General features: G+C 72.5%; 27 protein-coding genes. 15 read left to right on the forward strand and 12 right to left on the reverse strand.

What is annotated here, in order from left to right:
• The first annotated feature begins 43 nt into the window (after positions 1-43).
• The 3 genes from ACTWJ8_RS05935 to ACTWJ8_RS05945 are packed head-to-tail and all read left to right on the forward strand — an operon-like array spanning position 44 to position 3365.
• Positions 44-1477 (forward strand): amidase, encoded by a 1434-nt coding sequence (locus tag ACTWJ8_RS05935; RefSeq protein WP_443263189.1) that lies wholly within the window; start codon positions 44-46, stop codon positions 1475-1477.
• Positions 1474-2244: a FadR/GntR family transcriptional regulator gene (locus ACTWJ8_RS05940; protein ID WP_443263190.1), complete on the forward strand. Its 771-nt coding sequence runs from the start codon at positions 1474-1476 to the stop codon at positions 2242-2244. The genes ACTWJ8_RS05935 and ACTWJ8_RS05940 overlap by 4 nt, the downstream gene beginning before the upstream one ends.
• Before the next feature lie 29 nt (positions 2245-2273).
• Positions 2274-3365: an NAD(P)/FAD-dependent oxidoreductase gene (locus ACTWJ8_RS05945; protein WP_443263191.1), complete on the forward strand. Its 1092-nt coding sequence runs from the start codon at positions 2274-2276 to the stop codon at positions 3363-3365.
• A gap of 9 nt (positions 3366-3374) precedes the next feature.
• Here the strand turns inward: ACTWJ8_RS05945 and ACTWJ8_RS05950 are convergent, their stop codons facing one another.
• The 8 genes from ACTWJ8_RS05950 to ACTWJ8_RS05985 form a co-directional block, all read right to left on the reverse strand.
• Positions 3375-4154, reverse strand: a complete 780-nt coding sequence (locus ACTWJ8_RS05950) for an SDR family NAD(P)-dependent oxidoreductase (RefSeq protein WP_443263192.1) — start codon at positions 4152-4154, stop codon at positions 3375-3377.
• Positions 4151-4513, reverse strand: coding sequence for a hypothetical protein (locus ACTWJ8_RS05955; RefSeq protein ID WP_356381348.1), 363 nt, complete (start codon positions 4511-4513; stop codon positions 4151-4153). Before ACTWJ8_RS05955 ends, ACTWJ8_RS05950 begins: the two co-directional genes overlap by 4 nt.
• Positions 4514-4573: 60 nt before the next feature.
• On the reverse strand, positions 4574-5686 hold the full coding sequence (locus ACTWJ8_RS05960; RefSeq protein ID WP_443263193.1) for an acyl-CoA dehydrogenase family protein: 1113 nt from the start codon (positions 5684-5686) through the stop codon (positions 4574-4576).
• 125 nt (positions 5687-5811) lie between these two features.
• The gene (locus tag ACTWJ8_RS05965; RefSeq protein WP_443263194.1) at positions 5812-7299 is read right to left on the reverse strand and encodes an ATP-binding protein; all 1488 of its coding nucleotides are present in this window, start codon (positions 7297-7299) and stop codon (positions 5812-5814) included.
• A 5-nt stretch (positions 7300-7304) separates the two neighbouring features.
• Positions 7305-7937 (reverse strand): response regulator transcription factor, encoded by a 633-nt coding sequence (locus ACTWJ8_RS05970; protein WP_443263195.1) that lies wholly within the window; start codon positions 7935-7937, stop codon positions 7305-7307.
• Positions 7938-8018: 81 nt separating this feature from the next.
• Complete coding sequence (locus ACTWJ8_RS05975; RefSeq protein ID WP_443263196.1) at positions 8019-8558, reverse strand: flavin reductase; 540 nt, start codon at positions 8556-8558, stop codon at positions 8019-8021.
• 71 nt (positions 8559-8629) lie between these two features.
• On the reverse strand, positions 8630-10018 hold the full coding sequence (locus ACTWJ8_RS05980; RefSeq protein WP_443263197.1) for an aminopeptidase C: 1389 nt from the start codon (positions 10016-10018) through the stop codon (positions 8630-8632).
• Positions 10019-10154: 136 nt separating this feature from the next.
• The gene (locus tag ACTWJ8_RS05985) at positions 10155-10541 is read right to left on the reverse strand and encodes a VOC family protein (RefSeq protein ID WP_443263198.1); all 387 of its coding nucleotides are present in this window, start codon (positions 10539-10541) and stop codon (positions 10155-10157) included.
• Positions 10542-10773: 232 nt separating this feature from the next.
• Here ACTWJ8_RS05985 and ACTWJ8_RS05990 point away from each other — a divergent pair, with 232 nt between their 5' ends.
• Genes ACTWJ8_RS05990 through ACTWJ8_RS06005 form a run of 4 tightly spaced genes read left to right on the forward strand, consistent with a single transcriptional unit; the run spans position 10774 to position 15121 of the window.
• Complete coding sequence (locus ACTWJ8_RS05990; RefSeq protein WP_443263199.1) at positions 10774-11973, forward strand: FAD-dependent oxidoreductase; 1200 nt, start codon at positions 10774-10776, stop codon at positions 11971-11973.
• A 45-nt stretch (positions 11974-12018) separates the two neighbouring features.
• Positions 12019-13455: an MBL fold metallo-hydrolase gene (locus ACTWJ8_RS05995; protein WP_443263200.1), complete on the forward strand. Its 1437-nt coding sequence runs from the start codon at positions 12019-12021 to the stop codon at positions 13453-13455.
• Positions 13452-14279, forward strand: coding sequence for a sulfite exporter TauE/SafE family protein (locus ACTWJ8_RS06000; RefSeq protein WP_443263201.1), 828 nt, complete (start codon positions 13452-13454; stop codon positions 14277-14279). The genes ACTWJ8_RS05995 and ACTWJ8_RS06000 overlap by 4 nt, the downstream gene beginning before the upstream one ends.
• Before the next feature lie 41 nt (positions 14280-14320).
• Positions 14321-15121 (forward strand): GntR family transcriptional regulator, encoded by an 801-nt coding sequence (locus ACTWJ8_RS06005; protein ID WP_443263202.1) that lies wholly within the window; start codon positions 14321-14323, stop codon positions 15119-15121.
• A gap of 3 nt (positions 15122-15124) precedes the next feature.
• Here ACTWJ8_RS06005 and ACTWJ8_RS06010 read toward each other — a convergent pair whose 3' ends face one another.
• From ACTWJ8_RS06010 to ACTWJ8_RS06020, 3 genes are all read right to left on the reverse strand, one after another.
• Positions 15125-15736: a TetR/AcrR family transcriptional regulator gene (locus tag ACTWJ8_RS06010; protein WP_443263203.1), complete on the reverse strand. Its 612-nt coding sequence runs from the start codon at positions 15734-15736 to the stop codon at positions 15125-15127.
• Between the two features lie 181 nt (positions 15737-15917).
• Complete coding sequence (locus tag ACTWJ8_RS06015; RefSeq protein WP_356381382.1) at positions 15918-17339, reverse strand: flotillin family protein; 1422 nt, start codon at positions 17337-17339, stop codon at positions 15918-15920.
• 109 nt (positions 17340-17448) lie between these two features.
• Positions 17449-17964, reverse strand: coding sequence for a hypothetical protein (locus ACTWJ8_RS06020; protein ID WP_356381385.1), 516 nt, complete (start codon positions 17962-17964; stop codon positions 17449-17451).
• 173 nt (positions 17965-18137) lie between these two features.
• Between ACTWJ8_RS06020 and ACTWJ8_RS06025 the strand changes: the two genes are divergently transcribed.
• From ACTWJ8_RS06025 to ACTWJ8_RS06045, 5 genes are all read left to right on the forward strand, one after another.
• The gene (locus ACTWJ8_RS06025) at positions 18138-19196 is read left to right on the forward strand and encodes a PucR family transcriptional regulator (protein WP_443263204.1); all 1059 of its coding nucleotides are present in this window, start codon (positions 18138-18140) and stop codon (positions 19194-19196) included.
• A 130-nt stretch (positions 19197-19326) separates the two neighbouring features.
• Complete coding sequence (locus ACTWJ8_RS06030) at positions 19327-20076, forward strand: SDR family oxidoreductase (RefSeq protein WP_356381391.1); 750 nt, start codon at positions 19327-19329, stop codon at positions 20074-20076.
• 29 nt (positions 20077-20105) lie between these two features.
• Complete coding sequence (locus ACTWJ8_RS06035; protein ID WP_443263205.1) at positions 20106-20420, forward strand: nuclear transport factor 2 family protein; 315 nt, start codon at positions 20106-20108, stop codon at positions 20418-20420.
• 42 nt (positions 20421-20462) lie between these two features.
• Positions 20463-21365 carry a LysR substrate-binding domain-containing protein gene (locus ACTWJ8_RS06040; RefSeq protein ID WP_443263206.1) on the forward strand — a complete coding sequence of 301 codons (903 nt, stop codon included), beginning with the start codon at positions 20463-20465 and terminating at the stop codon, positions 21363-21365.
• Between the two features lie 181 nt (positions 21366-21546).
• A complete protein-coding gene (locus ACTWJ8_RS06045; protein WP_443263207.1) occupies positions 21547-23106 on the forward strand; it encodes an esterase in 1560 nt (519 codons plus the stop codon).
• Between the two features lie 64 nt (positions 23107-23170).
• Here the strand turns inward: ACTWJ8_RS06045 and ACTWJ8_RS06050 are convergent, their stop codons facing one another.
• Positions 23171-23389 (reverse strand): hypothetical protein, encoded by a 219-nt coding sequence (locus ACTWJ8_RS06050; RefSeq protein WP_356381401.1) that lies wholly within the window; start codon positions 23387-23389, stop codon positions 23171-23173.
• A 166-nt stretch (positions 23390-23555) separates the two neighbouring features.
• Here ACTWJ8_RS06050 and dhaK point away from each other — a divergent pair, with 166 nt between their 5' ends.
• Genes dhaK through dhaM form a run of 3 tightly spaced genes read left to right on the forward strand, consistent with a single transcriptional unit; the run spans position 23556 to position 25616 of the window.
• Positions 23556-24548 carry a dihydroxyacetone kinase subunit DhaK gene (gene dhaK / locus ACTWJ8_RS06055; protein ID WP_356381404.1) on the forward strand — a complete coding sequence of 331 codons (993 nt, stop codon included), beginning with the start codon at positions 23556-23558 and terminating at the stop codon, positions 24546-24548.
• A gap of 52 nt (positions 24549-24600) precedes the next feature.
• The gene (dhaL, locus tag ACTWJ8_RS06060) at positions 24601-25209 is read left to right on the forward strand and encodes a dihydroxyacetone kinase subunit DhaL (protein WP_443263208.1); all 609 of its coding nucleotides are present in this window, start codon (positions 24601-24603) and stop codon (positions 25207-25209) included.
• On the forward strand, positions 25206-25616 hold the full coding sequence (gene dhaM, locus ACTWJ8_RS06065; protein WP_443263209.1) for a dihydroxyacetone kinase phosphoryl donor subunit DhaM: 411 nt from the start codon (positions 25206-25208) through the stop codon (positions 25614-25616). Before dhaL ends, dhaM begins: the two co-directional genes overlap by 4 nt.
• The last annotated feature ends 22 nt before the right edge of the window (positions 25617-25638 follow it).

Below are 25638 nucleotides of genomic sequence, written 5' to 3' on the forward strand. Positions count from 1 at the left end.
CGCTGTCGCCTCAGGCGGCGCCCGTTTCGAGGAGAGGGTGCGGATGCCCACCGAACAGAACCTGGCCACCATGTCCGCCGTCGAGATGACCGCCCGTTTCGCCGACCGCTCGCTGTCGCCCGTCGAGGTGCACGACGCGGTCCAGGCGGTGATCGAGGCGCGCGAGGACGTGCTCAACGCGTTCTGGGTGCGGGACCCCGCCGAGTCCCGCAAGGCGGCGCAGGCGAGCGAGGCCCGCTGGGCGGCGGGCGAGCCGCTCGGGCCGATCGACGGCGTGCCGGTGACCCTCAAGGAGAACATCGCCCGCAGAGGCGTCCCGATGCCCTCGGGGAACGCGGGGGTGGAGCCGGTGGTCCCCGAGCGGGACGCGCCGATCACCGAGCGGGTCCTGGAGTCGGGCGGCGCGGTGCTCGGCTCCACCGTGATGCCGGACTGGGGCATGCTCTCCTCCGGCGTCTCCAGCCGGCACGGCTTCACGCGCAGCCCGTGGAACCCGGACTGGACGACGGGCGGCTCCAGCTCGGGGGCGGGCGCCGCGGCGGCGGGCGGGTACGGGCCGCTGCACGTCGGCTCCGACATCGGCGGCTCGATCCGGCTGCCCGGCACCTGGCTGGGGCTCGCCACGCTGAAGCCGAGCGACGGACGCGTGCCGCTCGACGCCCCGTACCTGGGGCGCGCGGCGGGCCCGATGGCGCGCACGGTCGGCGATCTGGCCCTGTTCATGCGGGTCCTGAGCCGGCCCGACGCGCGCGACTGGACGAGCCTGCCGCCGCAGGACGTCGACTGGTCGGACCTGGAGGGCGATGTGCGCGGGCTGCGGGTCGGCCTGCACCTGGACGCGGGCTGCGGCGGTGAGCGCGATCCGCAGGTCGTCGCTGCGGTGCGCCGGACGGCGGAGGTGTTCGAGGCGGCGGGCGCGACGGTCGAGCCGCTGGAGCCCTTCCTGACGCAGGAACTCCTGGACGACCTGGACCTGTTCTGGCGGGTGCGCTCGTGGAACGACTTCCGCGCGCTGCCCACCGAGGCCGCGCTCCGCGTCCACCCGTACGTCATGGACTGGTGCCGGGCGGGCGCCGACGTGGCGGGCGCGCGGGTGTTGCACTGCTACCAGCAGATCATGCGGATGCAGTCCGCGACGGTGGCGGCCACGCTGCCGTACGACATCGTGCTCTCGCCGGTGGCGCCCGTCGCGGCGTTCGCGGCCGAGCAGCCGATGCCGTTCATGGAGCCGGGCCGGACGATGGCGCACATCGGGTTCACCGCCCCGTACAACATGTCGGGACAGCCCGCCGCGACGGTCAACTGCGGCATCACGGCCGACGGCAGGCCCATCGGCGTGCAGCTCTCCGGCCGCCGCTTCGACGACATCGGCGTGCTGCGGGCGGCGGCCTGGTACGAGCGGAACCGGCCCGCCGACGCGGTGCCGCGGTGGCCGGACGTCGCGGTCGCGGGGACGACGCGGAGGGAGGCGCCGTGACGCCGGAGGGGGCACGGTTCCAGCAGGTCGCGCCGGTCCGCCTGTACCAGCGCATCGTGGAGCAGATCGAGGAGGCCATCGCCTCGGGCGACCTGAAGCCGGGTCACCGGCTGCCCAGCGAGCGGGAGTTGGTGACGCAGTTCGGCGCGAGCAGGCCCACCGTGCGGGAGGCGCTGCGGGTCCTGGAGAGCAACGGCCTGATCCGGTCCCGACCCGGCGATCCGCGCGGCCCCGAGATCCTGCCGTTCAGCACGGCGGGCCTGGCCAAGGAGATGACGCGCCTCGCCCGCTTCGACTCCGTGTCGATGGCCGAGCTGATCTCCTTCCGCATGATCCTCGACGGCTCGGCCAGCCAGCTCGCGGCGCGGCTGCGCACGGACGAGGAGCTGTCCGCGATGCAGGACACCGTGACGGAGATGGAGCGGGCCATCGACATCGGCTACGAGGAGTTCAGCGCGGCCGACGTCGCGTTCCACGAGGTGGTGGCGCGGGCCAGCCGCAACGCGCTGATCGAGGTCTCCAACCAGGTCGTCCGGGGCGCGGTTCTCACCCTGATCGCCGACAAGGTCGCCCACGCCGACAACCGCGAGGCCCTGATGCGCACCTCGCTCCGCCACCACCAGGAGGTCCTCGCCGCCATCCGCACCCGCGACGGCCTCGCGGCGGCCCGCATCTCCCGGCAGACGTTGTACGACTACTACGCGGGGTATGTGCCCCAGGAGCAGCGGGGGCCGCTGCTGGCGCTGGTGGAGGGAGAGGGGGCCTGAGGGACGTGTCGCCGGAAGGTGTCGGTGCGGTGGCCGTGGTCGGTGTCGGGGTGGTGGGCGCCGCGGTGGGCTGGAACCTGGCGCGGCGAGGGGTCCGCGTCGTCCTGGTCGACGCGGGGCGGCCGGGCGAGGGCGTCACCAACTGGTCGTTCTCATGGGTCAACGCCAGCAACAAGACGGCCACCAGGGCCTACTTCGACCTGAACGTCGCCGGGATGGCGGCGCACCGTGACCTGGCGGCGCGCATCGGCCCGGAGGCGTGGTGGCATCCCAGCGGCCATCTGCGGTGGGCGGACGAGATCGAGGCCGAGGCGCGGCTCTTCAGGACCGGGGAGCTGCTGACGCGGTGGGGCTACCGGGTCGAGCCGTGCACGGGCGCCGACGCGCGCCGCCGCTTCGAGCCCGCGCTGGCGGTCCCCGACGACACCCGGGTCCTGTTCTACCCCGACGAGGCGTGGGTGCACGGGCGCCGGCTGGTCGGCCGGCTCGTCGACGAGGCTCTGGCGTGCGGCGCCGAGCTGCGGACCGGCGCCGCCGTCCGCGACATCGCCACCGGGCCCGAGGGCCGCGTCCGGTCGCTCGCCCTCTCCGACGGCGCCACGCTCCCCGTCGACGCCGTCGTGAACGCAGCGGGGCCCGACGCCGCCCGCGTCGCCGGGCTCGTCGGGCGGCGGCTGCCGATGCGCGAGGAGCCCGGCGCCGTCACCCGCCTCGACTGCGCCGAGTCCCCCGTCCGCCGGGCCATGCACACCCCGCACGTCGAGATTCGCCCCGACGGCGACGGTTCGGTGGTGCTGCACAGCCGCGAGGTCGACGCGCTGATCGGCGCCTCCGATGCCGAGCCGGAGTCCGAACTCGGGCTCCGGCTGCACGCGTTGGCGCGCCGTGTCGTCCCCGACCTCGACCACGCCCGCATCGCACGGACCCGCGTCGTGCACCGCCCGGTCCCCGGCGACGGCTTCCCCTCCGTGGGCGCGCTGCCGTCCGTGCCCGGCTACCACGAGGCCGTCACGCACAGCGGGATCACGCTCGGCCCCGTCCTGGGGCGGCTGCTCGCCGACGAGGTCGTCGGCGGGCGGCGCGACCCGCTGCTCGCGGAGTACCGGCCGGACCGGTTCTGACGGGCCGTTTCAGCGCATGAACAGGCCGCCGTTGGCGTCCCAGCAGGCTCCGGTCACCGCGTCGGCGTGCTCGGCGGCCAGCAGGACGACCATGTCGGCGACGAACTGCGGGCGGCCGAGGCGCCCCGCCGGGATCGACGCCTCGACCTGCGCGAGCTTGGCGGGGTCGACGGTGCGGCGCACCACCGGCAGGTCCTGCGGTCCGGGCGACACCGCGTTGACGGTGACGCCGCGCGGGCCGAGGTCGCGGGCGAACACCTTGGTGAGGGTGGCGACGCCGCCCTTGGCCGCCGCGTAGTGCGCGCCGGTCGCCGTGCCGCCGTTCTGGCCCGCCAGCGAGCCGACGTTGACGATGCGTCCGTAGCCGCGCTCGGCGAAGTAGGAGCCGAAGACCTGGCAGCCGAAGAACGTGCCGTTCATGTTGGTCTCCACCACGGACGCGAAGCTCTCCGGGGTGATGTCCATCAGCGATTCGACCTTGGAGTGCCCGGCGTTGTTGACGAGGACGTGCACCGCGCCCCACCGCCCGACGAGGTGGTCGCGGGCGCGGGCGAAGGCGTCCTTGTCGCGCACGTCGAGGCCGAGGCCGACGGCGTTCTCGCCGCTCGGATCGAGTTCGGCGGCGGCCTTGGCGGCGGCCGACGCGTCCAGGTCGGTCAGGGCGACCCGGTACCCGTGGTCGTAGAAGCGGGCCGCGATGCAGCCGCCGAGGCCGCCGGCCGCTCCGGTGACCAGGACCACGCGGTGCGTGTCGTCCTCCCAGCGCTCCCCCGTGCCCTGCGGGCTCACTTGGTCACGTCCGGGAGCGGGCGGCCGACGCGGGCCTCGATCTTCATGTACCGCCACAGGCCGTGCTCGCCGACCTGCACGGTGCGGAACAGGTTGCAGGCCGCGGCGACGGTCGGCTGGTCGACGACGTCGGCGAGGACGTAGCTGGTCCACGGCCAGGAGCCGGAGGGGCCGACCATGTGCTGGTCGTCGTCGATGGTGCCGATGACGTTCACGCCGGGCAGCTCGTGCAACTGGCGGAGCATGCTGGTGAAGCCGTCCCAGACCGCCTTGCCCTGCCCGGTCGGCAGATCGAAGAAGTTCTGGTTGACGCCGATGCAGAACAGCACCCGCAGCGGGGCCTGGGGGGACGTGGACATGCGGTCACACCTTTCGTGAACGGGGGTTGCGGGGGCGGTGGTTCTCTTTTTTCTGGGGGCTCAGAGGTAGCCGGGGAACGGGTCGACGCCCATGAGGACGGCGCCCGCCCCGTCGTACAGGCCCTCCTGGAGGAAGGCGTGTTGCGGCACCACCGAGGCGTCCCGCAGATAGCGCTGCATCGGGCTGCCGTCGGCGATGGCCCGGATACCCGCGAGCTGGTAGGCGGTCTGCGTGACGGCGAACGACTCGTGGGCGAGCGTCGTGGAGGCGAGGCGCAGCAGGCTCGCCTGGTGGGCGGTGGCCGGGTCACCGACGACGACGGTCTCCCACACCTCTTCGGTGATGTCGTAGAAGAAGGCGCGGGCCGAGCGCAGCCGGGCCTCGGCGCGGCCGACCGCGATCCGGTACGCGGGCCGGTCCGCGGCCACCGGTCCGCCGGTGTAGCTGGCGCGGCCGCCCTCCGTGATGACCTGGTCGAGCGCGGCGCGGGCCACGCCGAGGCCGACGACGGCGAGGACCTGGGCGGCATAGGGCACGGCCGGGTAGCGGTAGAGGGGTTCGTCGACGGTGGGTTCGCCACCGCGCACGAAGGTCCACTGCTCGGGGACGACGACGCCGTCGACGGCGAGGTCGTGGCTGCCGGTGCCGCGCATGCCGATGACGTCCCAGTTCTCGACGATCTCGACGTCCTCGGGGCGCAACACCGCGGTGCGCGGGCGGCCCGCGCGGTCCTCGCCGACCTTGATGCCGACGCCGAGGACGTCGGCGCCCTTGCAGCCGCTCGCGAACTTCCAGCGGCCCGACACCCGGTAGCCGCCGTCGACCGGTTCCGCGGCCTGGACGGGGAAGAGGCCGCCCGCGAAGGCGACGTCGGGACCGTCGGCGTAGAGCAGCTCCTGGGTCTCCAGCGGGAGCGCCGCGAGGTAGATCAGCGAGGAGCCGAAGCTCGCGACCCAGCCGGCCGATCCGTCGACCTGGGAGATCCGCTCGATCAGGCGGAGGAACTCGGCGGGCGGCAGCGGTTCGCCGCCGAAACGGCGGGGCGCGCTCGCCCGGTAGAGGCCCGCCTTCTTGAATTCGGCGATCACATCGCGTGGCACGTGCCGTGCGGTCTCGAATTCGGCCCGGCGGGCGGCCACCAGGTCGAGCACGTTGTCCAGTGAATGCGTCATGCGTAAATCCCCTGCCTGACCGTCGAGTTGATCGCTCGAACTCGCTTCGCCGTCAAACCTAGGCGCGGCCCCATGCGCCAACAATTGGGAATCGGTGGGGACGTGTAGGGGATTTCCCTGATCGCTCACGCGTCCGCGGGGCGCAGGGGCAGGCCGAAGCGGAAGACGGTGCCGCGCGGGGTGTTCGGGAAGGCCTCGATGTCTCCGCCGTGCCGCGTGATGATGCGATGGCTGAGGGCGAGCCCGATGCCGTGGCCGTTGCCCTTGGACGTGAACGCGCCGTCGAAGATCCGGCCGTCCGCCGTGTCCGGCAGGCCGCCGCCGGTGTCGCGGACCTCGACCTCGGCGCGATCGCCGCGTCTGCGGGTCGCGATGGTGACCTCACCGGGCTCGTCGGGCCTGCGGGCCAGCTCCTCCAGGGCGTTGAAGGCGAGGTTCATGACGACCTGCCCGATGAGCACCTTCTCGCAGCTGACGGGCAGCGGTGTGCCGGTGTGCTCCCAGCGGACGGCGACCCGGTGCGCCTTGGCCCGTACGTCGACGAAGTACGCGCAGTCGGTGACGACGTCGTTGAGGTCGACGGAGCGTTTGGCGTCCTCCAGGCGCACCACGTAGGCGCGCAGGCTCGACAGGATGGTGGTGGCCCGCTCCAGCTGGCGGGCGGCGTGGTCGAGTCCCCAGCGCAGCGGGGCCGCGCCCTCGGTGTGCTCGATGCGGCCGACGGCCCCGGCGACGAAGTTGTGGGCCGCGGCGATGGGCTGGCTGACCTCGTGCGCGATGGCCATCGCCATGTCACCCATCGCGTTGTAGCGGGCCAGGTGGTTGAGGTACTGGGCGTCTCGGCGGTGTTCCTCCTCGGTGTGCACCGTGTCGGTGATGTCGTGGAAGAGGAGCAGCAGTCCGCGCAGGTCGTTCTCGATGTCGATGTACTGGCAGCGCGCGGCGAACCAGCGGTCGGGGCCGCCGCCCGCCTCGTCGGGGACCGCGAGCCGGTAGCGGGCGTCGGTGGGGCGGCCTCCGCGTGGTGTCTCGCGCAGCACACCCCGAAGCACGGCGGTGGAGTCCTCGGCGAGGAAGTCCGTGAAGTCGGTGCCGAGCAGGTCCTCCGGGTCGCGGTCGAGGAGAATGCCGGCGGACTCGCCCGCGAACAGGACCCGCCCCGCGTCGTCGAGCACCACGATGCCCTCGTCGAGGTTGCGCAGGAACGCCTGGAGGCGGGCCTCGGTGCGGGTCAGGTCGCGGCGCGTCGCCTTCTCCTCGGCGATGTCGCGGAACTGCACCATGACGACGGGCCCGACCGACAGTTCCACGCGCACGGCGAGCGCCTCGCTGAGGATGTCGGTGCCGTTCTTCGACCGGTAGCACCACTCGATGCGGCTGCGGCCCAGGTCGGCGGCGCGCTGGAGCCAGGCGACACCGATGTGCCGGGCGTACTGCGCGGCGTTGGAGCTCATGTCGGGTGCCTTCAGCGGCTTCAGCTCGTCGAGGGTGAAGCCGAGGGCGGTACGGGCCGCGGGGTTGGCCCACAGGATGTCCTTGGTGGCGGCGTCGTGCACCAGCACGCAGCCGTCGATGGCCTCGAAGAGGCGGGCCAGGTCGGCGGTGGCGGGCACCGGTGTCACACCTCCTCGGGGCGCAGCCCGCAGCGCATCATGTCGCCGATGAGCGCGCCCAGGGTGTCGGCGCTGGTCTTCTCGCGGATCCGGGCCCGGTGCGCGTCGACGGTCTTCAGGCTGATGCCGAGCTGCCGGGCAATCCCCTTGCTGGGCACGCCGTCGACGACCTGCCGCAGGATCTCCCGCTCGCGCGGGCTGAGGTGGGTGATGCGCTCGCGCAGGGCGCGCTGCTCGGCACGCCGGGCGTAGCGTTCGCCCGCCACCCGCAGGGCCTTCTGGAGGATGTCGAGCAGCCGCTGGGGATCGTACGGCTTCTCCAGGAAGTCCACGGCTCCCGCCTGCAACGCCCGTACCGACATGGGGATGTCGCCGTGCGCGGACACGAAGACGACGGGCAGCGCCGCGTCCTGCGCGTTGAGGATCTCCTGGACGTGGAAGCCGCCGATGCCGGGCATCCGGACGTCGAGGACGAGGCAGGCCGGTGTGTCCGGGTCGAAGGCGTCGAGGAAGGCGTCGGCGTCGGTGAACCACTCGGTTCTGATGTGCACGGACTCCAGCAGCCAGGCCAGCGAGAGGCACAGCTCCTGGTCGTCGTCGAGTACGTACACGAGGTCGGCCGCCGGTTCGCCCGTCATCGTTCCCCACTCCCTTCGTGTGACCTGCCAGATCCTTTCATCGGGCCGGTTCCCGCGGAAGAACGCGATCAGGGCGTCCGGTCACGCCGTCAGCGACGTGGGGATGGCGTGGAAGCCGCGGCGGAAGTACACGAGCGCGCCCGCCTCCTCCTCGCCGACGAGGACGCGCTCCGCCTCGATGAACATGACGGTGTGCGAGCCGCGTTCGGCGGTGCCGGTGACCCGGCCCACGACGGACGCGGCGCAGCCCTTGAGCACCGGAACGTCGGCGAGGGTGTGGTCCCACACGTCGCCGCAGGCCTCGAAGCGCTGGTCGGCGGGCACACCGCCCGCGAACGCCCTGGCGACGTCGGCGTGGTCGGGCCCCAGGACGTTGACGCAGACCCGGCCGTTCTCGGTGAACAGGTCGTGGCTGCGGCTCGACCTGTTGATGCAGACGAGCATGGTGGGCGGCTCGTCGGTGACCGAGCAGGCCGCGCTGACCGTGATGCCGGCGCGGCCGCGCGGTCCGTCCGTCGTGACGATGTTGACGCCTGCGGAGAGGTTCGCCATCGCGTCGCGGAACGCTCGCTGGTTCGGGGTGAGTTGGTCCACCGCTGCTCTGCGTGTCACGGCTGTCATGCATGTCACCGTAGGACGCGCCGGGCGGTCGGCGGTATCGAGAGTTCCTTCCCGCTCCCTAGGGATTTCCCCTACGCGGGGCCGTGCGCGAGGGCGCCCATCGGGTCCCACGCGGGCAGCACGATCGGGGGCTCGTCGAGGGCCGCGGCGAGCTCGGGCGGGAGCGCGGAGCGGCGGACCGCGACCTCGAAGACGTGCTCGCCGAACCACGAGTCGTTCATGGTCCAGAAGCCCTTGTCGGCCTTCTCGTCGCCCCAGCTGTTCTCCACCCGCCAGCGGCGCGGCTCCCCGTCGACGACGTCGACGCCGGTGAAGAGCATGGCGTGGGTCATCTGCGTCTCGTGGTGGACGAGCCGCTCCGCCTTGTCGAGCTCGAAGGCGGTGCCGTAGACCGCTTCGTAGTCGAAGAGCGCGGCGTCCCAGATGCCGAGGTCGGAGCGCATCTGCTGGGCGACGTCGCAGCCGAACCAGACGGGTTCGCCGCCGACGACCGCCTCCATGGTGAGCCGCTTGAGCAGGTCGATGTCGGCGTTGAGGTAGACGACGGGCGGGGCCTCGACGATGTTGCCGAGGTGTTCGACGGTGAAGGTGCGGCCCACCGGGCTGGACTCGCGCGGGTCGTGGACGAGGCACACGTACTCGTCGAGGGGTATCCGCACGTACGCCTCGGCGAACTCGGCGGGGGTCAGCCAGCCGTCGCGGTGGAACTCCTGGTCGCTGTCGCGCCACTGCCACAGGAACCTCTGCGGCGGTGTGCCGAGGTGGATGCTGAGCACGCGGTGCACGGCGCCGAGCACCTCGGCCTTGCGGGCGCGCTGCGCGTCGACGCCGTCGGTCGCCGCGCGGCGCAGGTCGCGGGCGCCCTGCCGGAGCACGGTCATCAGCGCGCGGTTCATCGGCCCCGTCGCCGACGAGCTCTCGGTCTCGGGCATCGCCGACTTGGGTACGAGGCCGTGCTTGGCGACCAGCGCCACGAACATGTTCCACTGTCCGCCGTCGCTGATCGGGTCGCTGAGCAGATGGGCCACCGTGCGGTCGTCGACGTCGCGGTCCGATGTGTCGATGACGCTCTCGAGGAAGTGGTTGGCGCGCTCGAACTTGTCCCACCACAGCACGTAGTTCTGGGAGAACTCGAAGTCCTTGACGCCGAGTTCGCGCGCGGCGCCCACGCGCAGCAGGTTGAGCCCGGCGAACATCCAACAGCGGCCACTGCGCTTCTGGTTGGTGACCTTCCAGTCGTCCAGGTGGTGCGAGACGGAGTGGTCGATGGCGGTGACGATCCGCCGGTCGAGGGCGATGTCGTCCACCGGCGTCTGCGTCACGGCGTTCTGCATCAGCCGGTTCGCGGGGCGGGCGGCGAACTCCTTCTCGTAGTGCTCGAGTTGCGCCGGGGTGAGAGCGCGGTCGCCGCCGTCCTGGGCGTCGGTGGGCTGAGAGGTGTGCGCGGGTCCGAGCGTCACAGTATCCGCTTCCAGTTCTCGAAGAGGCCCGTGGTCGGGCGGGCCTTGGCAGGCAGAAGGGGGAACGCGCTCTCACCGTCGCACGGCCGTTCTAGCCCAGTCAACGAGATTGCGGAGGGACGTCCTGAACCGGCGTTCAGTCCTCCGCGTCCTGCGGATACCAGCGCAGTTCCACGGTGTTGCCGTCCGGATCCTTGACGTACACGGACTGCGCCTGGCCCCGCGCGCCCCACCGCGGCACCGGTCCCTCCAGTACGTCGAAGTCGCCCGAGTCGATGACCTCCTGCCAGTCGAGGGGGTCGACGACGAGGCAGAAGTGGTCGACGTTCGACTCGACGCGGGGCGCGGCGAAGAGATCGATGACGGTGGCGGCATCGATCCGCACGGACGGGAACGGCACCTTTCCGGCACGCCACTCCTCGACGCGCTCGGGGGCGAGGCCGAGGCGGCCCGTGTAGAACTCCAGAGATTTGTCGACGTCGGCCACGTTCAGCACCAGGTGGTCGAGAGCTTTCACGCGCATGATCCGGTCCCCGTTCCTGTCGGTTGTTCTCGCAGGGTCTGCCTAGCCGAGAACCGGGCGGACGGCAAGTGTGCCGAGCGCAGTTCGGCCGTCTCGGCGGGCAAGAAATGTACGTACAAGCTTGTCCGGAATCCCCGTAGCGGCTTGAATCCCTGGCGGGCAGCGTCCTAGCGTAGATGTACGTACATTCTTGGGAGGGGGTTCGTTGGTGGGTTCCTCGGCAGGTTCCTCGGTGGCCAGGCAGCACCACCGCACGGTGATCGTCGGCGGCGGCTCGGCCGGGATCTCGGTCGCGGCGCGGCTGCGACGGGCCGGTGAGCGGGACGTCGCGGTGCTCGACCCGAGCGAGCGGCACTACTACCAGCCGCTGTGGACGCTGGTCGGCGGCGGGCGCGCCCCGCTGAAGGAGAGCGTGCGGCCGCAGGAGTCGGTGATCCCCAAGGGGGTGCGCTGGATCCGGCGGGCCGCGGTCGCCGTCGATCCCGAGGCCCAGGAGGTGACGCTCGACGACGGCGGTGTCGTGCGCTACGACCACCTCGTCGTCTGCGCAGGCATCCAGCTCGACTGGAACCGTGTGCCCGGCCTGGAGGACGGCCTGGGGCAGGGCGGCCTCTCCAGCAACTATCTGCCCCACACCGCACCGCTGACCTGGCGCTTCATCCGTGAGACCCGCTCCGGCAGCGCCGTGTTCGGCATGCCGTCCGGGCCCATCAAATGCGGCGGCGCCCCGCAGAAGATCGCCTACCTCGCGGCCGACCACTGGCGGCGCCAGGGCGTGCTCGGACGGATGGACGTGCACCTCGTCGTCCCCACCGACACCATCTTCGGCGTGCCGGAGTTCGCCCACGTCCTGGAGGGCGTCGCCCGCCGGTACGGCATCCACGTCCACTACGGCAGCGAGATCACCGAGGTCCGTCCCGAGCACCGGGAGGTCGTCGTCACCGACATCGGTACGGGCGGCAAGACCACCCTGCCGTACGACATGGCCCACCTCGTGCCGCCGCAGAGCGCCCCCGACTGGATCAAGCGGAGTCCGCTCGCGGACGCGGCGAACCCGGCCGGCTACGTCGAGATCGACCGGCACACCCTGCGGCACGTCCGCTACCCCAACATCTGGGCGCTCGGCGACGCCGGGTCGTCACCGAACTCCAAGACCGGCGCGGCCGTCCGTAAACAGGCACCCGTGGTCGTGGAGAACCTCCTCGCGACCATGCACGGCAGGGAGCCGCTGTCCGTCTACAACGGCTACTCGTCCTGCCCGCTGACCACGGCCCGCAACAAGATGCTGCTCGCCGAGTTCGACTACAGCGGGCGCCCCGCCCCGTCGATCCCGCTGATCGACACGGTCCGCGAGCGCACCGACATGTGGTACCTGAAGCGGCACGGACTGCCGTTCCTCTACTGGAACCTCATGCTCCGCGGGCTCGCCTGACCCGCACGCCATCACCCCCACAGCCCTGTGACCCAGGAGTCCGTCATGCCTCAGGAGCCCGTCGTCCACGACGGCGCGGGACCGCTCATGTTCGAGCAGTTCTATCTCGACTGCCTCTCGCACGCCTCGTACCTGATCGGCGACCGCACCACGGGGCGCGCGGTCGTCGTCGACCCGCGCCGCGACGTCAACGACTGCCTGGCCGCCGCCGAGCGGCACGGCCTCACCGTCGAGCGCGTCATCGAGACCCATGTGCACGCCGACTTCCTCTCCGGCCACCTGGAACTCGCCGCGCGCACCGGCGCCGTCATCTCCTACGGGGACGCCGCCGAGGTCGACTTCGCCGTCGACCCGCTCGCCGACGGCAGGCACCTGTGCCTCGGCGAGGTCGACCTGGAGATCCTCCACACCCCCGGCCACACCCTGGAGTCGGTGTGCGTCGTCGTCCGCGAGCACGCCGACGACCTCGTGCCCTACGGGGTGCTCACCGGCGACACCCTGTTCATCGGCGACGTCGGCCGACCCGATCTGCTCGGCGCCCGCGGCAGGTCGGCCGAGGAGATGGCCCGCGCCCTGTACCGCTCCACGCGCGAACGGCTGCTCACCCTCCCCGACGAGACCCGCGTCTTCCCCGCGCACGGGGCGGGGTCCGCATGCGGAAAGAACCTGTCGGCCGCGCTGAGTTCGACCATCGGCGAGCAGCGGCGCACCAACTACGCGCTCGCGGAGCTCTCCGAGGAGGCGTTCGTCGAGGTCGTCACCGCGGGGCAGCCCGCCGCGCCCGCCTACTTCCCTTACACGTCCGCGCGCAACCGCGAGGCCCGAGCGGTGCTCGACGAGGACGCGCCGGTCCCCGCCCTCGCGCCGGACGACCTGCGGCGGGTCCGCACGGGCGGCGCACTCGTCCTCGACACCCGCGCCCCCGACCTGTTCGCCGCCGCGCATCTGCCCGGAGCCGTCAACGTGCCGCTCGGCGGCCGGTTCGCCGAACTGTGCGGGGAGGTGCTCCCGGCCGGCGCCGACCTCGTGCTGTGCGCCGACGCCGACACCGCGCGCGAGGCCCGCAACCGGCTCGCCCGCATCGGCTACGACCGGGTGCTCGGCGCCCTGCCCGCCGACGGCGCGCACGACTACGAGCCGCTCACCTCGACGCCGCGCGTGGAGGCGGCGGCGCTCGCCGAACGCCTCGCCGAGGAGGCCGGCACCTTCACCGTCCTCGACGTGCGGGGCCCCGGCGAGATCCGGGACACCGGCACCGTGCCGGGCGCCCTGACCATTCCGCTGCCCGAACTGGTGGCTCGCGCGGACGAGTTGCCGCGCGACCGGGACATCGTCGTGGTGTGCGCGAGCGGCAACCGCTCCTCCGTGGCCGCGTCCGTGCTCCGGGCCCGCGGACTCGACGCGGACGACCTGCGCGGTGGCTTCGCCGCGTGGCGCGGCCCGGTCGAGCACCCGGCCGACGGGGGCGGCGTCCCCGCGTGAGCGTCCTGATCCTCGCCGTGCTCTGCGGCGCCGTCGTCGGCCTCGCCCTCGGCGGACTCGGCGGCGGTGGCGGCGTCCTCGCGGTGCCCGCCCTCGTCTACCTCCTCGGCGTCGACCCCGCCGACGCGGGCACCGCGAGCCTGCTCATCGTCACCGTCACCTCCGCGACGGCCCTGGCCCGGCATGCGGGCACCGGCGCGGTCCGCCGGCGCACGGGCGCGCTGTTCGCGGCGGTCGGCGTGCTCCCGACGGTCGCCGCGTCGATGCTCGCCCACCGCCTCCCGCAGCCCCTCCTCACGGGAACGTTCGCGATCCTGGCGGCGGTGGCGGCGACCTTCATGCTCCGCGGCACACGGGGCACGGCCGCGAACGAGTCCCGCCCCATGCCTCCCACCCCACCGACGACACACCGCGACACCCTGCTACGAGAGCCACGCACGGCGACCGCCACCTCCACCGGTCCGCTGCGCACCGCGGGGGCCGGAGCCGGGCTCGGTGCGGTGACCGGACTGCTCGGGGTCGGCGGCGGCTTCCTCGCCGTGCCGACGCTGGTGTCGGTGCTGCGGCTGCCGATGCGGGCTGCGGTCGGCACGAGCCTGGTCGTCACCCTGCTCAACTCGCTGGTGTCACTCGCCACCCGCCTCACGACGGAAGGTGTCTCGATCGATCCCGCGGTGCTCGGCCCGTTCGTCGGGGCGGCGGTCCTCGGGGCGTGGGACGCCAAGCGGCTCACGGCGCGGTTCTCGGGCCCGGCGTTGCAGCGCGCGTTCGCGGTGCTGCTGCTCGCGACGGCGACGTTCATGCTGGTGGACGCGGTCGTGTGAGCGGGGCCCGGGGTTTGCGCGGCCCCCGCAAATCGACGAGCATGCATCCCGTGCCCACCAGCAGCTCCCAGTCCGGCCCCCGTCCGCTCACCCGGACGAAGGGCAAGCCGCTCTGGTCCCAGCTCCGCGCCGACCTGCTGCGCCGCCTCGAGGACGGCGAGTTCCGCGACGTCTTCCCCGGCGAGCACGACCTCGTCGCCGAGTACCGGGTCAGCCGGCACACCGTCCGCGAGGCGCTGCGCACACTGCGCGCGGAAGGCCTGGTCACGGCGCAGCGCGGCCGGGTGTCCCGGTTCGCGGCGAGCCGCCCGCTGGAGCAGAAGGTCGGCGAGGCGTACAGCCTCTTCCGCTCGGTGGAGGAGGTCGGCGCGGTACAGCGCAGCGTGATCCGCCGCCTCGACGAGCGCGCGGACGGCGTGATCGCGGCCCGCCTCGGCCTGGAGGAGTCCACTCCCCTGGTCCACCTCGAACGCCTCCGCCTCGCCGACGGCGAACCGCTCGCCGTCGACCGCGTCTGGCTCCCCGCGGACGTCGCCCGCCCCCTCCTGTCGGTCGACTTCACGCACACGTCGCTCTACGACGAGCTGGAGCGCCACTGCCGTACGCACATCAGCGGCGGCTGGGAACGCATCCGTGCGGTCGTCCCCACCCGCGGCGAACGCCGCCTCCTGGACTGCCCCGAGTCCACGGCCCTCTTCGCGATCGACCGCCTCGGACACGACGCGACGTCCCGCCGGGTGGAATGGCGCCAAACCCTGGTCCGCGCCGACCGCTTCACGGTCTCCGCCGCCTTCTCCACGAACGACGGCTACCGCTTGGGGGGACCGGTTCCGACGCCGTGACGGCTACGGGCGCACGCCCCGCCGCACCGACCTCGGCCGGTACTCCACCACCGTCAGGGCCAGGGACACATAACGTTCGATCAGTTCCGTGGGGGTGACCTCGCCGTCGGGGCGGTACCACTGTGCGATCGCGTTGCACATGGCGATGACCGCGCGGCGGGCGTCGTCGGGGTAGGGGGTGAGGAAGACGCCGGTGGCGACGCCGCGTTCGATGACCTCGCGGAACTGTTGGGTGCCGCGCTCCTCGTTCTTGCGGTAGCGGGCGAGGTGTTCGGGTTCGAGGCTGCGGCCCTCGGTGAGCACGATGCTGCTCTTGACCGGGTGCTCGATGCGGAACTGAACGGTCGCCGTGACCAGGGCCTCCAGCTGCTCGGCCGGGTCGTCGCCGGCCTCTTCGAGCGCGGTGCCGCAGGCGCCGAAGTAGGCGTCGAGGCCCTCTTCGAGGATGGCGACGAGGAGTTCCTGCTTGCCCTTGTAGTAGTAGTACAGGGCGGAGAGGCTGACCCCGGCGCGCTTGGCGATGTCGCGGATCGACGTGGCGCCGTAGCCCTGTTCGGAGAACTCCTCGCGGGCGGCCTCGATGATGGCCTTGTGACCTGCGGGTCGAGTGGACACGATGCTCCGATCTGCTGGGCCGCTCCGTCCGCCCCGCAGCTGAACATTCGTACAGCGGGCGACGGCGGCCGTCATCGTAACGCCGTGCGTGCCCGTCGCAGAACGGCCGGAGAGCCGCTCCGCTCGGCGGCCCGCCCCCCGTGCGGGCCGCCGAGCGAGGCGGCTGGTCGGTGCCGGCCCGTCAGTCGGCGATCTCGATGTGGCCGTTCTTCGAGGCGGCCGCCGGCTCGGCGGCCTTGCCCGCGGTGATGTTCTTCAGGAGCGCGGCGAGGTCGACACCGGTCGTGGAGTTCAGGAGCTCCACGCCCTGGGCGACGTTGTCGGCGACCGTGCGGGACAGCTGGCTCGCGCCGTCCGTGGAGATCACCGTCATCTTGTCGACGGCGCCCAGCGGCTCGGACGCCTTGGCGACGACCTGCGGCAGCACCTCGACCAGCATCTGGAGCACGGCCGCGTCGCCGTACTGCGCGAACGCGTCGGCCTTCTTCTGCATGGCCTCGGCCTCCGCGGCGCCCTTCGCCCCGATCGCCGCCGCCTCCGACTCGCCCTCGAGGCGGACCGCGTCCGCGAGCGCCGCGCGGTGCGCCTTCTCGCCCTCACCGGTCAGGCGGGCCCGCTCGGCGTCCGCCTCGGCCTGCTTGACGAGGCCGATCCTGCGGGCCTCCGCCTCCTGCTCGGCCTGATAGCGGGCGGCGTCGGCCGGCTTGCGGACCTTGGTGTCCAACTCGCGGTCGGTCAGGGCCGCCTGACGCTCCGCCACCTTCTCCTGCTCGGTCAGCACCTCCTGCTGACGGGCCGCGTCGGCGAGCGGTCCCGCCGCGTTGGCCTGCGCGGCGGCCCGATCGGTCTCCGCCTTGATCTCGGCCTGCTTCAGCGCGAAGGTGCGCTGCGCGATCGCGATCTCCTCCTCGGCCTTGAGCCGTGCCTGCTCGGAGGCGCGGCGCGCGACGGCCTCGGCGATGTCGGCCTCCTGCTTGGCGCGGGCGGCCTCGGGCCTGCCCAGGTCCTCCAGGTAGGAGCCCTCGGTGGTGATGTCCTGGATCTGGAACGCGTCGAGCACCAGGCCCTGCCCGGACAGCGACGCCTCCGCCTCCTCGGCGACCTGCCCGGCGAACGCGGCCCGGTCCCGGATGACGTCCTCGACGGACATCCGCCCGACGATGGAGCGCAGCGCGCCGGACAGCACTTCCTGCGTGAACCCTACGATGCCGTCCTGCTGCATCAGGAAGCGTTGCGCGGCGGCGCGGATCGAGTCCTCGGTGCCGCCCACCTTGACGATGGCGACCCCTTCGAGGTTCGCCTTCACACCGCGCAGCGTGACCGCGCCCCGTACGGCGACGGGGATGTGCCGCGACGACAGGTCGAGCGTGAACTTCTGCTGCACGAACGGAACGACGAACACACCGCCGCCGACGACGACCTTCTGGCCGCTGTTGTCCGTGACGGTCCTGCCGGTCTCCGGATCGGTGGACTTCTTGCCGCGCCGCCCGGTGACGATGAACGCCTCGCTGGGCCCCGCGACCTTGTAGCGGGTGATGACGACGAGCGCCAGCAGCACGAGGAGTACGACGACTCCGGCCACGGCGACGGTGACTGGGCTCATGATGGCTTCCCCCTCTGCCTCCCAGGGGGTGGCAGTCGGTTGCTGGAGCGGGCGGCACGGGGCCGACCGCTCACGGGTCGTGCGTGCGGAACGGTGGCGCTACGGGACGTCAGCGCTCGACGGCGCGGACCGCGACCGAGGTCGGCGACAGCACGTCCTCGACCCACACCTCGGTGCCGCGGGCGACGGCGATCGCGCTCTTCGCCGCGTACTTCACGGGCTGGCCCGCGAGGTGCAGCAGCACCTCTCCGTACCCCTCGCCGGGGATCGCGGTGACCACCGTGCCGGCGCTGCCGACCAGGTCGTCGCCGCGGGGCGTGATCGCGGTCTGGTCCCGCATCAGCGCCCGGGTCAGCTTCCACGTGAGCCACCCGGCTCCGACTCCCGCGCCCGCGCCGATGGCGGTGGCGGGCGCCGCGCCGAGGTCCGTGCTGCCGAGGACGATCGCGCCGCCGAACCCGAGCATCGACACAAAGCCGGCGATCACCGGCAGCGACAGCAGCCCGTCGAACACGCCGTCAAGGGCCCCGACCCCGTCGAAGATCCCCTCGAGCACCCCGTCGAGCACCAGCGAGAGGACGAGCAGGACGACTCCCGCGATGCCGAGGCCCAGAAACCACGTCATGTCACTGACCTCCCCGGCTTCCCTGTTCCGCTTGCGTGCCCTGAATGTTGCCAGGGACAACCACCTGGTGTGACTGCCGGTTTCCGGCAATCTTTACGCGATTTTGATGCCTGCTTGTTCATCGGCTAAGAATGCGGAAGGGGCAGGGACACGACATCGCGACGGGGGTGGGCATGGCGCCGCAGCAGGACGTTCCCGACGAGTACCTGGACGGGTACGTGCGGGTGGTGGCGGACGCCGCGGCCACCGGGCGCCGCCTGACGCGGGACGAACTCGACGCGCGGCGCGCTCTGGGTGAGCGCGCGGCGGAGGCGGGGCTCGGGCTGCGCGCCCTGGTCGCGGCACACCTCGCGCGGACACACTCCGGCAACCTGGGCGCCCGGCTCACGGTCGACGCCGTGGTGGCGGCGGGCGCGCAGGCCATCGACGCGTTCGCGGAGGGCTACGAGCGGGCACAGCGGCAGACGATGCGCCAGGAGGAGGCGGCCCGCCGCGAGTTCATCGACGACCTCCTGTACGGGCGCAGCGACCTCGGCAAGCTCGCCGAGCGCGCGGAGCGTTTCGGGCTGCGCCTGTCGTACGAGCACGCCGTCGCGGTGGCACGCGGCGAATCGGCGTACGAGGAAGGGGGCACGGTCGCGCGGGACATCGAGCGGGCCGTGATCGCGCGCTTCGGCGACCGGAACATCCTGGTGACGACGAAGGAGGGGCGGCTCGTCTGCATCGCGCCCGGCGACCAGGACGAGGTCCTCGCGCACTTCGCGAAGCAGGCGTACGCGGCGACCGACGGCGGGCAGGTCGCGATCGGCCGCCCGCAGTCGGGTCCCGGCGGGGTCGTCCAGTCGTACGAGGAGGCGCTGGGCGCGCTCGACCTGGCGACCCGGCTCGACCTGGACACTCCGGTGCTGCGCGCCTCCGACCTCCTCGTCTACCCGGTCCTCACCCGCGACCGGCAGGCCATGACGGACCTGGTCCACAACACGCTGGGACCGCTGCACCGGGCACGCGGCGGCGCCCGCCCGCTCCTGGACACGCTCGTCGCCTACTTCGACGCGGGCTGCGTGTCGGCGGAGGCCGCCCGCCGACTCTCGCTCAGCGTCCGCGCGTTCACCTACCGCCTGGCCCGCATCCACCAGCTCACCGGCGCCGACCCCACGGACCCGACCGACCGCTACACCCTCCAGACGGCCGCCATCGGCGCCCGCCTCCTGGACTGGCCGACGGAGCCCTGACCAGCGGGTATCCAGTGCTCTTGTGGGGTGACGCACAGGTTGTGTTGGCGGCGGCCCGGAACGGCTGCCTAGGGTCGGCAGCGGGAGTGATCAAAGGGGTCACTCGCTCCGATATCTGGAGGTGCCGGACATGGGTGCGCACACGCTCGAGGGCAAGGTCGCGGTCGTCGGTGGTGGCGAGAAGAATCTGGGCGGGCTGCTCAGCAGGACGTTCGCCGATGCCGGGGCCAAGGTCGTCGTGCACTGGCACACGTCGGAGAAGGAGGCCGAGGAGACCGTACGGGCCGTCCAGGACGCGGGCGGGCAGGCCGTGGCCGTGCAGGCGGACCTCACGGACGTGTCCGGGGTGCGGCGGCTGTTCGACGTCGCGGTGGACACGTACGGCGGCGTCGACGTCGCGGTGAACACGACCGGGATGGTGCTGCGCAAGCCGATCCTGGAGACCACCGAGGAAGAGTACGACCGCATGTTCGGCATCAACGCCAAGGCGGCCTACTTCTTCCTCCAGGAGGCCGGGCGCCGCCTGAACGACCACGGCAGGATCATCAGCCTCGGCACGTCCCTGCTGGCGGCCTTCACCGACGGCTACTCCACCTACGCGGGCGGCAAGGCGCCGCTCGAGCACTTCACCCGGGCGGCGGCGAAGGAGTTCGCCGACCGGTCGATCTCTGTCAATGTGGTGGCGCCGGGGCCGATGGACACCCCGTTCTTCTACCCGCAGGAGACCCCCGAGCGAGTGGAGTTCCACAAGTCGCAGGCGATGGGCGGCCGGCTCACCCACATCGAGGACATCGTCCCGCTGATCACCTTCCTCGCCACGGACGGCGGCTGGATCACCGGCCAGACGCTCTTCGCCAACGGCGGCTACACCACCCGCTAGCCCCCCGTCAGCGCCTCAAGGAGACTGCCATGACTGCCCAGCCGATCGATCCCGCCGTCGCCGCGTTCGTCGACGCGGTGAACGCGGGCGACAAGGACGCGTTCCTCGCCGCCCTCACCGACGACGCCACGATGTCCGACGACGGCACGGAGCGGGACCTGCGGGCCTGGACCGACCGGGAGATCTTCACGTCCGACGGCCGGATGGACGTCGAGGACGTCTCCGCCGACGGCCGTACTCTGACGGCCACGTACACCAACTCCACCTGGGGCAGCATGCGCACCCGGTGGACCTTCACCGTCACCGGGGACCGGATCAGCCGCTTCGAGACCGGCCAGGCCTGACGGCCGATCCGCCCGCACCGCCACAAGGGGTCGAACCGAGCCGTGGGCCTGGACCTGAACAAACTGGAGCACCTGATCGCGGTGGCCGAGGAGGGCACCGTCACGCGCGCCGCCGCCCGCCTGCACCTCTCCCAGCAGGCGCTCTCCACCTCCATCCGCGTCCTGGAGCGCGAGGTGGGCGTCCCCCTCCTGGAGCGCACCGCCACCGGGATGACACTGCTGCCCGCGGGCGCCGCCCTCGTCGAGGACGCCCGTGTGCTGCGGGGCGCGGCGCGATCCGCCCTCCAGCGGGCCCGCCGGATCGGCCGCGGCGAGCAGGAGCTGCTGCGCCTGGGCCACACCCCGGCCGTCACCGGCGAGGAGATCATCACGCTGCTGCGGCAGGTGGGCGCCGCCCACCCCCGACTCGCCACCGACGTCAACCAGCGTTACCCGGCCGAGCTGGCGGACGCCCTGCTCGCCGGGGACCTCGACATCGGGCTGTGCCGGGCGATGACCCCGCCGCACGGCCTGGCCCGCGCCACGCTGGGGCAGCAGCCCCTCAACATCGCGGTCGCCGCGGACCACCCCCTCGCGGTACGTGCGTCCGTGGCCCTGGCGGAACTCGCCGACCAGCACTTCATCGTCTGGGGTCAGGCGGGTCGATCCGGCTACACGGACCTACTCATCGGCCACTGCCGCGCGGCCGGCTTCGAACCCCGCACCGAGCGCACCACCCTGCAGGGGACCCCGCCCGCGACCGCCGTCATCGGCACCGACCACGTCGCCTTCGTGACCGCTCCCCCGGGCCCCACCGCCAACGGCGCCGCCCGCATCCTCGCCGTCGACCCACCCGTCCACGCGCCGCTGCACGCTCTCTACTCACCGCACCTCACCACCCCGGCCAAGGACGCCTTCCTCACCACGGCCTCCGTGAGCCCCGACGATCCACGTACGGACCACTGAACCCACCGGTCCCGTACGTCACTTGAGAGCCGCCCGTCGCGACGGGCGGCTCTCCTGTTCTGTTGCGTCCCGTACAACCCTTCCGGCCGATCCCGTGTCAAACGGTGCGCCGGACAAGGAACGGGCCCTTTCCGGCCGTCCCCCCGCGCTGCCCGGTCTTCCTTCAGTCAAGGAGCCGCACGTGCGCAAGAACCGTTCGGCCGCCCTCGCCGCGGCCTCGTTCCTGCTTCTCGCCGGTACGTACATCGCCGCCGCCCCGTCCGCGTACGCGGGCACTCCGGGCGGCACCCGCGCAAGCGACCGCAACACCGACTTCAACGGCGACGGCTACGACGACGTGCTCGTCGGCGCCCCCGGGGCCACCGTCGGCGGGCAGTCCGGGGCCGGCCTCGTCACCGTCCAGTACGGCGCCGCGAGCGGAATGGGCACGTCCCGCTCGGCCGTCCTCAGCCAGAACACGACCGGCGTGCCGGGCGCCGCCGAGAAGGGCGACGCGTTCGGGCAGGCGGTCGCCACCGGTGACCTCGACGGGGACGGCTACGACGACGCGATCGTCGGCGCGCCCGGCGAGGACGTCGGCACGGTCACCGACTCGGGCGGCGGCGTGGTCCTGTGGGGCACGCCCAAGGGCCTGGTAGGCAGCGAAAGCCAGTGGATCGAGGCCGACGAGCCCGCCGCGGGCGGCAGGTTCGGCCAGTCGCTGGCCGCCGCCCGCTTCACCGACGGCGGCGACGGCGACCTGCTCGCCGTCCTCGACTCGGTGGGTCTCTCGATCTACCGCTACGAGGCCGCGCCCGCCGCCAGATCCACCGCGGGCACGGCCAAGAAGGTGGTCCGCGACTCCCGGACCGACTTCGCGCCCAAGGCACCGAAGGCCGAGGAGCCGAACGGCAAGGCGCCGACCGCCACCTCGCGGGCCGCCGCCCTGGACGCACCGACCGGCATCCAGCCCAAGTCCCTGACCACCGGCGACTACGACGCCAACGGCTTCGCCGACCTCGTCGTGTCCGGCCTCTCCGTCGGCGACGAGTCCGGCGACGGCTGGTCGTACGTCATCCCCGGCACCGCCGCCGACGCCGAACCGCTGCCGAACCTCACTCTGCGCGGCGGCCCGGTCGCCGCCTCCGGGGACGTCAACGGCGACGGCAAGGACGACCTCGTCACCGGCGAGCCGAACAGCCCGGACGACGGCGGCCCGTGGACGACGGGCGGCATGGTCGGCGTGCACTACGGCTCGGACTCGGGCCTCACCGGGGAACCGCAGTGGTGGACGCAGGACTCCGACGGCGTGCCCGGCACCGCGGAGAAGGGCGACGGCTGGGGCGCCGACCTGTCCGTCGGCGACACGAACGGCGACGGGTACGCCGACGTCGCGATCGGCGCGCCCGGCGAGGACATCGGCACAGTCGTCGACGCGGGCGCCGTGACGGTGATGCGCGGCACCACCCTCGGCCTGCGGACCAGCGACGTACGGGACTTCAACCAGAACTCGGCGGACGTCCCCGGCGCGGCCGAGAAGGGCGACAAGTTCGGCGGCCAGGTGTCCTTCACCGACCCCAACGACGACGGCCGATTCGGCCTCCTCGCGGCGGCGCCGGGCGAGAACACCAACGACGGCGTCGTCTGGGTCTTCTCCGCGGGCTCCGGCGGGGTCACGGCGGCGGGCTCGTGGACGTACGGCGCGGGATCGCTGTCCGCTCCGTCCCTGGACGCACGGTTCGGCGCCGCGATCGACGACTGACCGTCACACCTCGTACACCACGGCCACTCCGTCGCTACCGGCGGAGTGGCCGCGGCACCGCCCGCTACGCATGCGTCCACCGGTCCGGGCCACCGCCGCGCCACTCGATCAGAGCGGAGTAGGCGACGCGCGTCTCGTCGAAGGACCGCAGCCCGGCCTCGTGCAGGATGGCGACCACGTCCTTCACGGACAGCGCCCGGCCGAGGATCGCGCCGTCGATACGAATGCGCCGGCCACCGCCCTCGTCGGGCGGATAGATCACGACAGGCTGTGCAGAAGACATGCCGCCATCGTGCGACCACCACGGCCTTCACGCAGCCGGGCGTGGGCTACTCGGGGGCGAGGTCCGACGTGGCACACCTGTCAGGTCCCAACGGGTGCCCGATACGGCTCCTGCGCCGATACTGGCGGGTGGACGCCGCACCTGCCCACGCCACTTGGAGGTACCAGTGCACATGCTCATCAACGTCCCGGAGACCGTCGTCTCCGATGCCCTGCGCGGGATGGCGGCCGCTCATCCCGAGCTGACCGTGGACGTCGAGAACCGGGTGGTGGTGCGGCGGGACGCGCCCGTGGCCGGGAAGGTGGCGCTGGTGTCGGGCGGCGGGTCCGGGCACGAGCCGCTGCACGGCGGGTTCGTCGGGCCGGGGATGCTGGCCGCCGCGTGTCCGGGTGAGGTGTTCACGTCGCCCGTGCCCGATCAGATGGTGCGGGCCGCCGCCGCGGTGGACAGCGGTGCGGGCGTGCTGTTCATCGTGAAGAACTACACCGGTGACGTGCTGAACTTCGACATGGCCGCCGAGCTCGCCGAGGACGAGGGCGTGCAGGTCGCGAAGGTGCTCGTCAATGATGACGTCGCCGTGACGGATTCGCTGTACACCGCCGGGCGGCGCGGCACCGGCGCGACCCTCTTCGTCGAGAAGATCGCCGGCGCCGCCGCGGAGGAGGGGCAGCCGCTGGAGCGCGTCGAGGCGATCGCCCGGCAGGTCAACGAGAACGCGCGGAGCTTCGGTGTCGCGCTCAGCGCGTGCAGCACGCCCGCCAAGGGCACACCGACCTTCGATCTGCCCGCCGGCGAGCTGGAGTTGGGGATCGGCATCCACGGCGAGCCGGGGCGTGAGCGGCGGCCCATGATGACGTCCGGGGAGATCGCGGACTTTTCCGTGAACGCCGTTCTGGAGGATCTCGATCCGAGCAGCCCTGTGCTGGTGCTCGTGAACGGGATGGGTGCCACGCCGCTCCTGGAGCTGTACGGGTTCAACGCCGAGGTGCAGCGCGTCCTGGAGGAGCGCGGCGTCCCCGTCGCCCGCACGCTCGTCGGGAACTACGTCACGTCGCTCGACATGGCCGGCGCCTCCGTCACCATCTGCCAGGCCGACGAGGAGCTGCTGCGCCTGTGGGACGCGCCCGTCAGCACCGCAGGGCTGCGCTGGGGCATGTGAGCCTCCCCGACCACCGCACCACGTCAACGAACCTGAACAGCAAGGAGATCACGTGCTCGACGCCGCATTCTTCCGGCGCTGGCTGACGGCGGCCGCGGCGGCCGTGGACCGCGAGGCCGACCGGCTGACCGACCTCGACTCGCCGATCGGCGACGCGGACCACGGCAGCAACCTTCAGCGCGGCTTCAACGCCGTGCGCACCGCCCTCGACAAGGACGCGCCGGACGCCCCGGGCGCCGTGCTCATCCTGGCCGGAAAGCAGTTGATCTCGACCGTGGGCGGCGCTTCCGGGCCGCTGTACGGGACGCTGCTCCGCCGCACCGGCAAGGCGCTCGGCGACGCCACCGAGGTGAGCGAGGCGGACTTCGCGCAGGCCCTGAAGGCGGGCGTCGACGCCGTCGCCGCGCTCGGCGGCGCCGCCCCCGGCGACAAGACGATGCTGGACGCCCTCGTGCCCGCGGTGGAAGCGCTAGGCGACGGCGACTTCGCGGCGGCGCGGGCGGCGGCGGAGCACGGCGCGGAGGCCACCACCCCGCTCCAGGCCCGCAAGGGCCGGGCGAGCTACCTCGGCGAGCGCAGCATCGGGCACCAGGACCCGGGCGCCACGTCGTCGGCGCTGCTGATCGGCGCGCTGGCCGAGGCGGCGGGAGGCGCGGCATGAGCGACACGGGCAAGCAGGTCGGCATCGTCCTGGTGTCGCACAGCAAGGACGTCGCGGAGTCCGTGGCCCGGCTCGCGACCGGCCTCTCCGGCGGCGGCACGGCGCCCGTCGCGGCGGCGGGCGGCACGGAGGACGGCGGCCTCGGCACCAGTTCGGACCTGATCGCCGCGGCCGCGGCGAAGGTCGACGGCGGCGCCGGCGTCGCGGTCCTCGTCGACCTCGGCAGCGCCGTCCTGACCGTGAAGGCGCTGCTGGCGGAGGGCGACGAACTCCCGGACGGCACCCGCCTGGTGGACGCCCCGTTCGTGGAGGGAGCGATCGCCGCGGTCGTCACGGCCTCCACCGGCGCGGACCTGGACGCGGTCGCCGCGGCGGCCTCGGAGGCGTACACGTACCGGAAGGTCTGAGGCACCCGACAGCACCAACGAG

Source organism: Streptomyces sp. SDT5-1 (assembly GCF_052245995.1).
GTDB lineage: Bacteria > Actinomycetota > Actinomycetes > Streptomycetales > Streptomycetaceae > Streptomyces.

Coding starts and splice junctions, on each gene's coding strand:
- ACTWJ8_RS06030 (WP_356381391.1), top strand. CDS start 19,327: ATGGGTGCGCACACGCTCGAGGGCAAGGTCGCGGTCGTCGGTGGTGGC.
- ACTWJ8_RS05985 (WP_443263198.1), bottom strand. CDS start 10,541: ATGCGCGTGAAAGCTCTCGACCACCTGGTGCTGAACGTGGCCGACGTC.
- ACTWJ8_RS06035 (WP_443263205.1), top strand. CDS start 20,106: ATGACTGCCCAGCCGATCGATCCCGCCGTCGCCGCGTTCGTCGACGCG.
- ACTWJ8_RS06025 (WP_443263204.1), top strand. CDS start 18,138: ATGGCGCCGCAGCAGGACGTTCCCGACGAGTACCTGGACGGGTACGTG.
- ACTWJ8_RS05975 (WP_443263196.1), bottom strand. CDS start 8,558: ATGACAGCCGTGACACGCAGAGCAGCGGTGGACCAACTCACCCCGAAC.
- ACTWJ8_RS05970 (WP_443263195.1), bottom strand. CDS start 7,937: ATGACGGGCGAACCGGCGGCCGACCTCGTGTACGTACTCGACGACGAC.
- ACTWJ8_RS05935 (WP_443263189.1), top strand. CDS start 44: ATGCCCACCGAACAGAACCTGGCCACCATGTCCGCCGTCGAGATGACC.
- ACTWJ8_RS06015 (WP_356381382.1), bottom strand. CDS start 17,339: ATGAGCCCAGTCACCGTCGCCGTGGCCGGAGTCGTCGTACTCCTCGTG.
- ACTWJ8_RS05955 (WP_356381348.1), bottom strand. CDS start 4,513: ATGTCCACGTCCCCCCAGGCCCCGCTGCGGGTGCTGTTCTGCATCGGC.
- dhaM (WP_443263209.1), top strand. CDS start 25,206: ATGAGCGACACGGGCAAGCAGGTCGGCATCGTCCTGGTGTCGCACAGC.
- ACTWJ8_RS05995 (WP_443263200.1), top strand. CDS start 12,019: ATGCCTCAGGAGCCCGTCGTCCACGACGGCGCGGGACCGCTCATGTTC.
- ACTWJ8_RS06020 (WP_356381385.1), bottom strand. CDS start 17,964: ATGACGTGGTTTCTGGGCCTCGGCATCGCGGGAGTCGTCCTGCTCGTC.
- ACTWJ8_RS05960 (WP_443263193.1), bottom strand. CDS start 5,686: ATGACGCATTCACTGGACAACGTGCTCGACCTGGTGGCCGCCCGCCGG.
- ACTWJ8_RS06050 (WP_356381401.1), bottom strand. CDS start 23,389: ATGTCTTCTGCACAGCCTGTCGTGATCTATCCGCCCGACGAGGGCGGT.
- ACTWJ8_RS06005 (WP_443263202.1), top strand. CDS start 14,321: ATGCATCCCGTGCCCACCAGCAGCTCCCAGTCCGGCCCCCGTCCGCTC.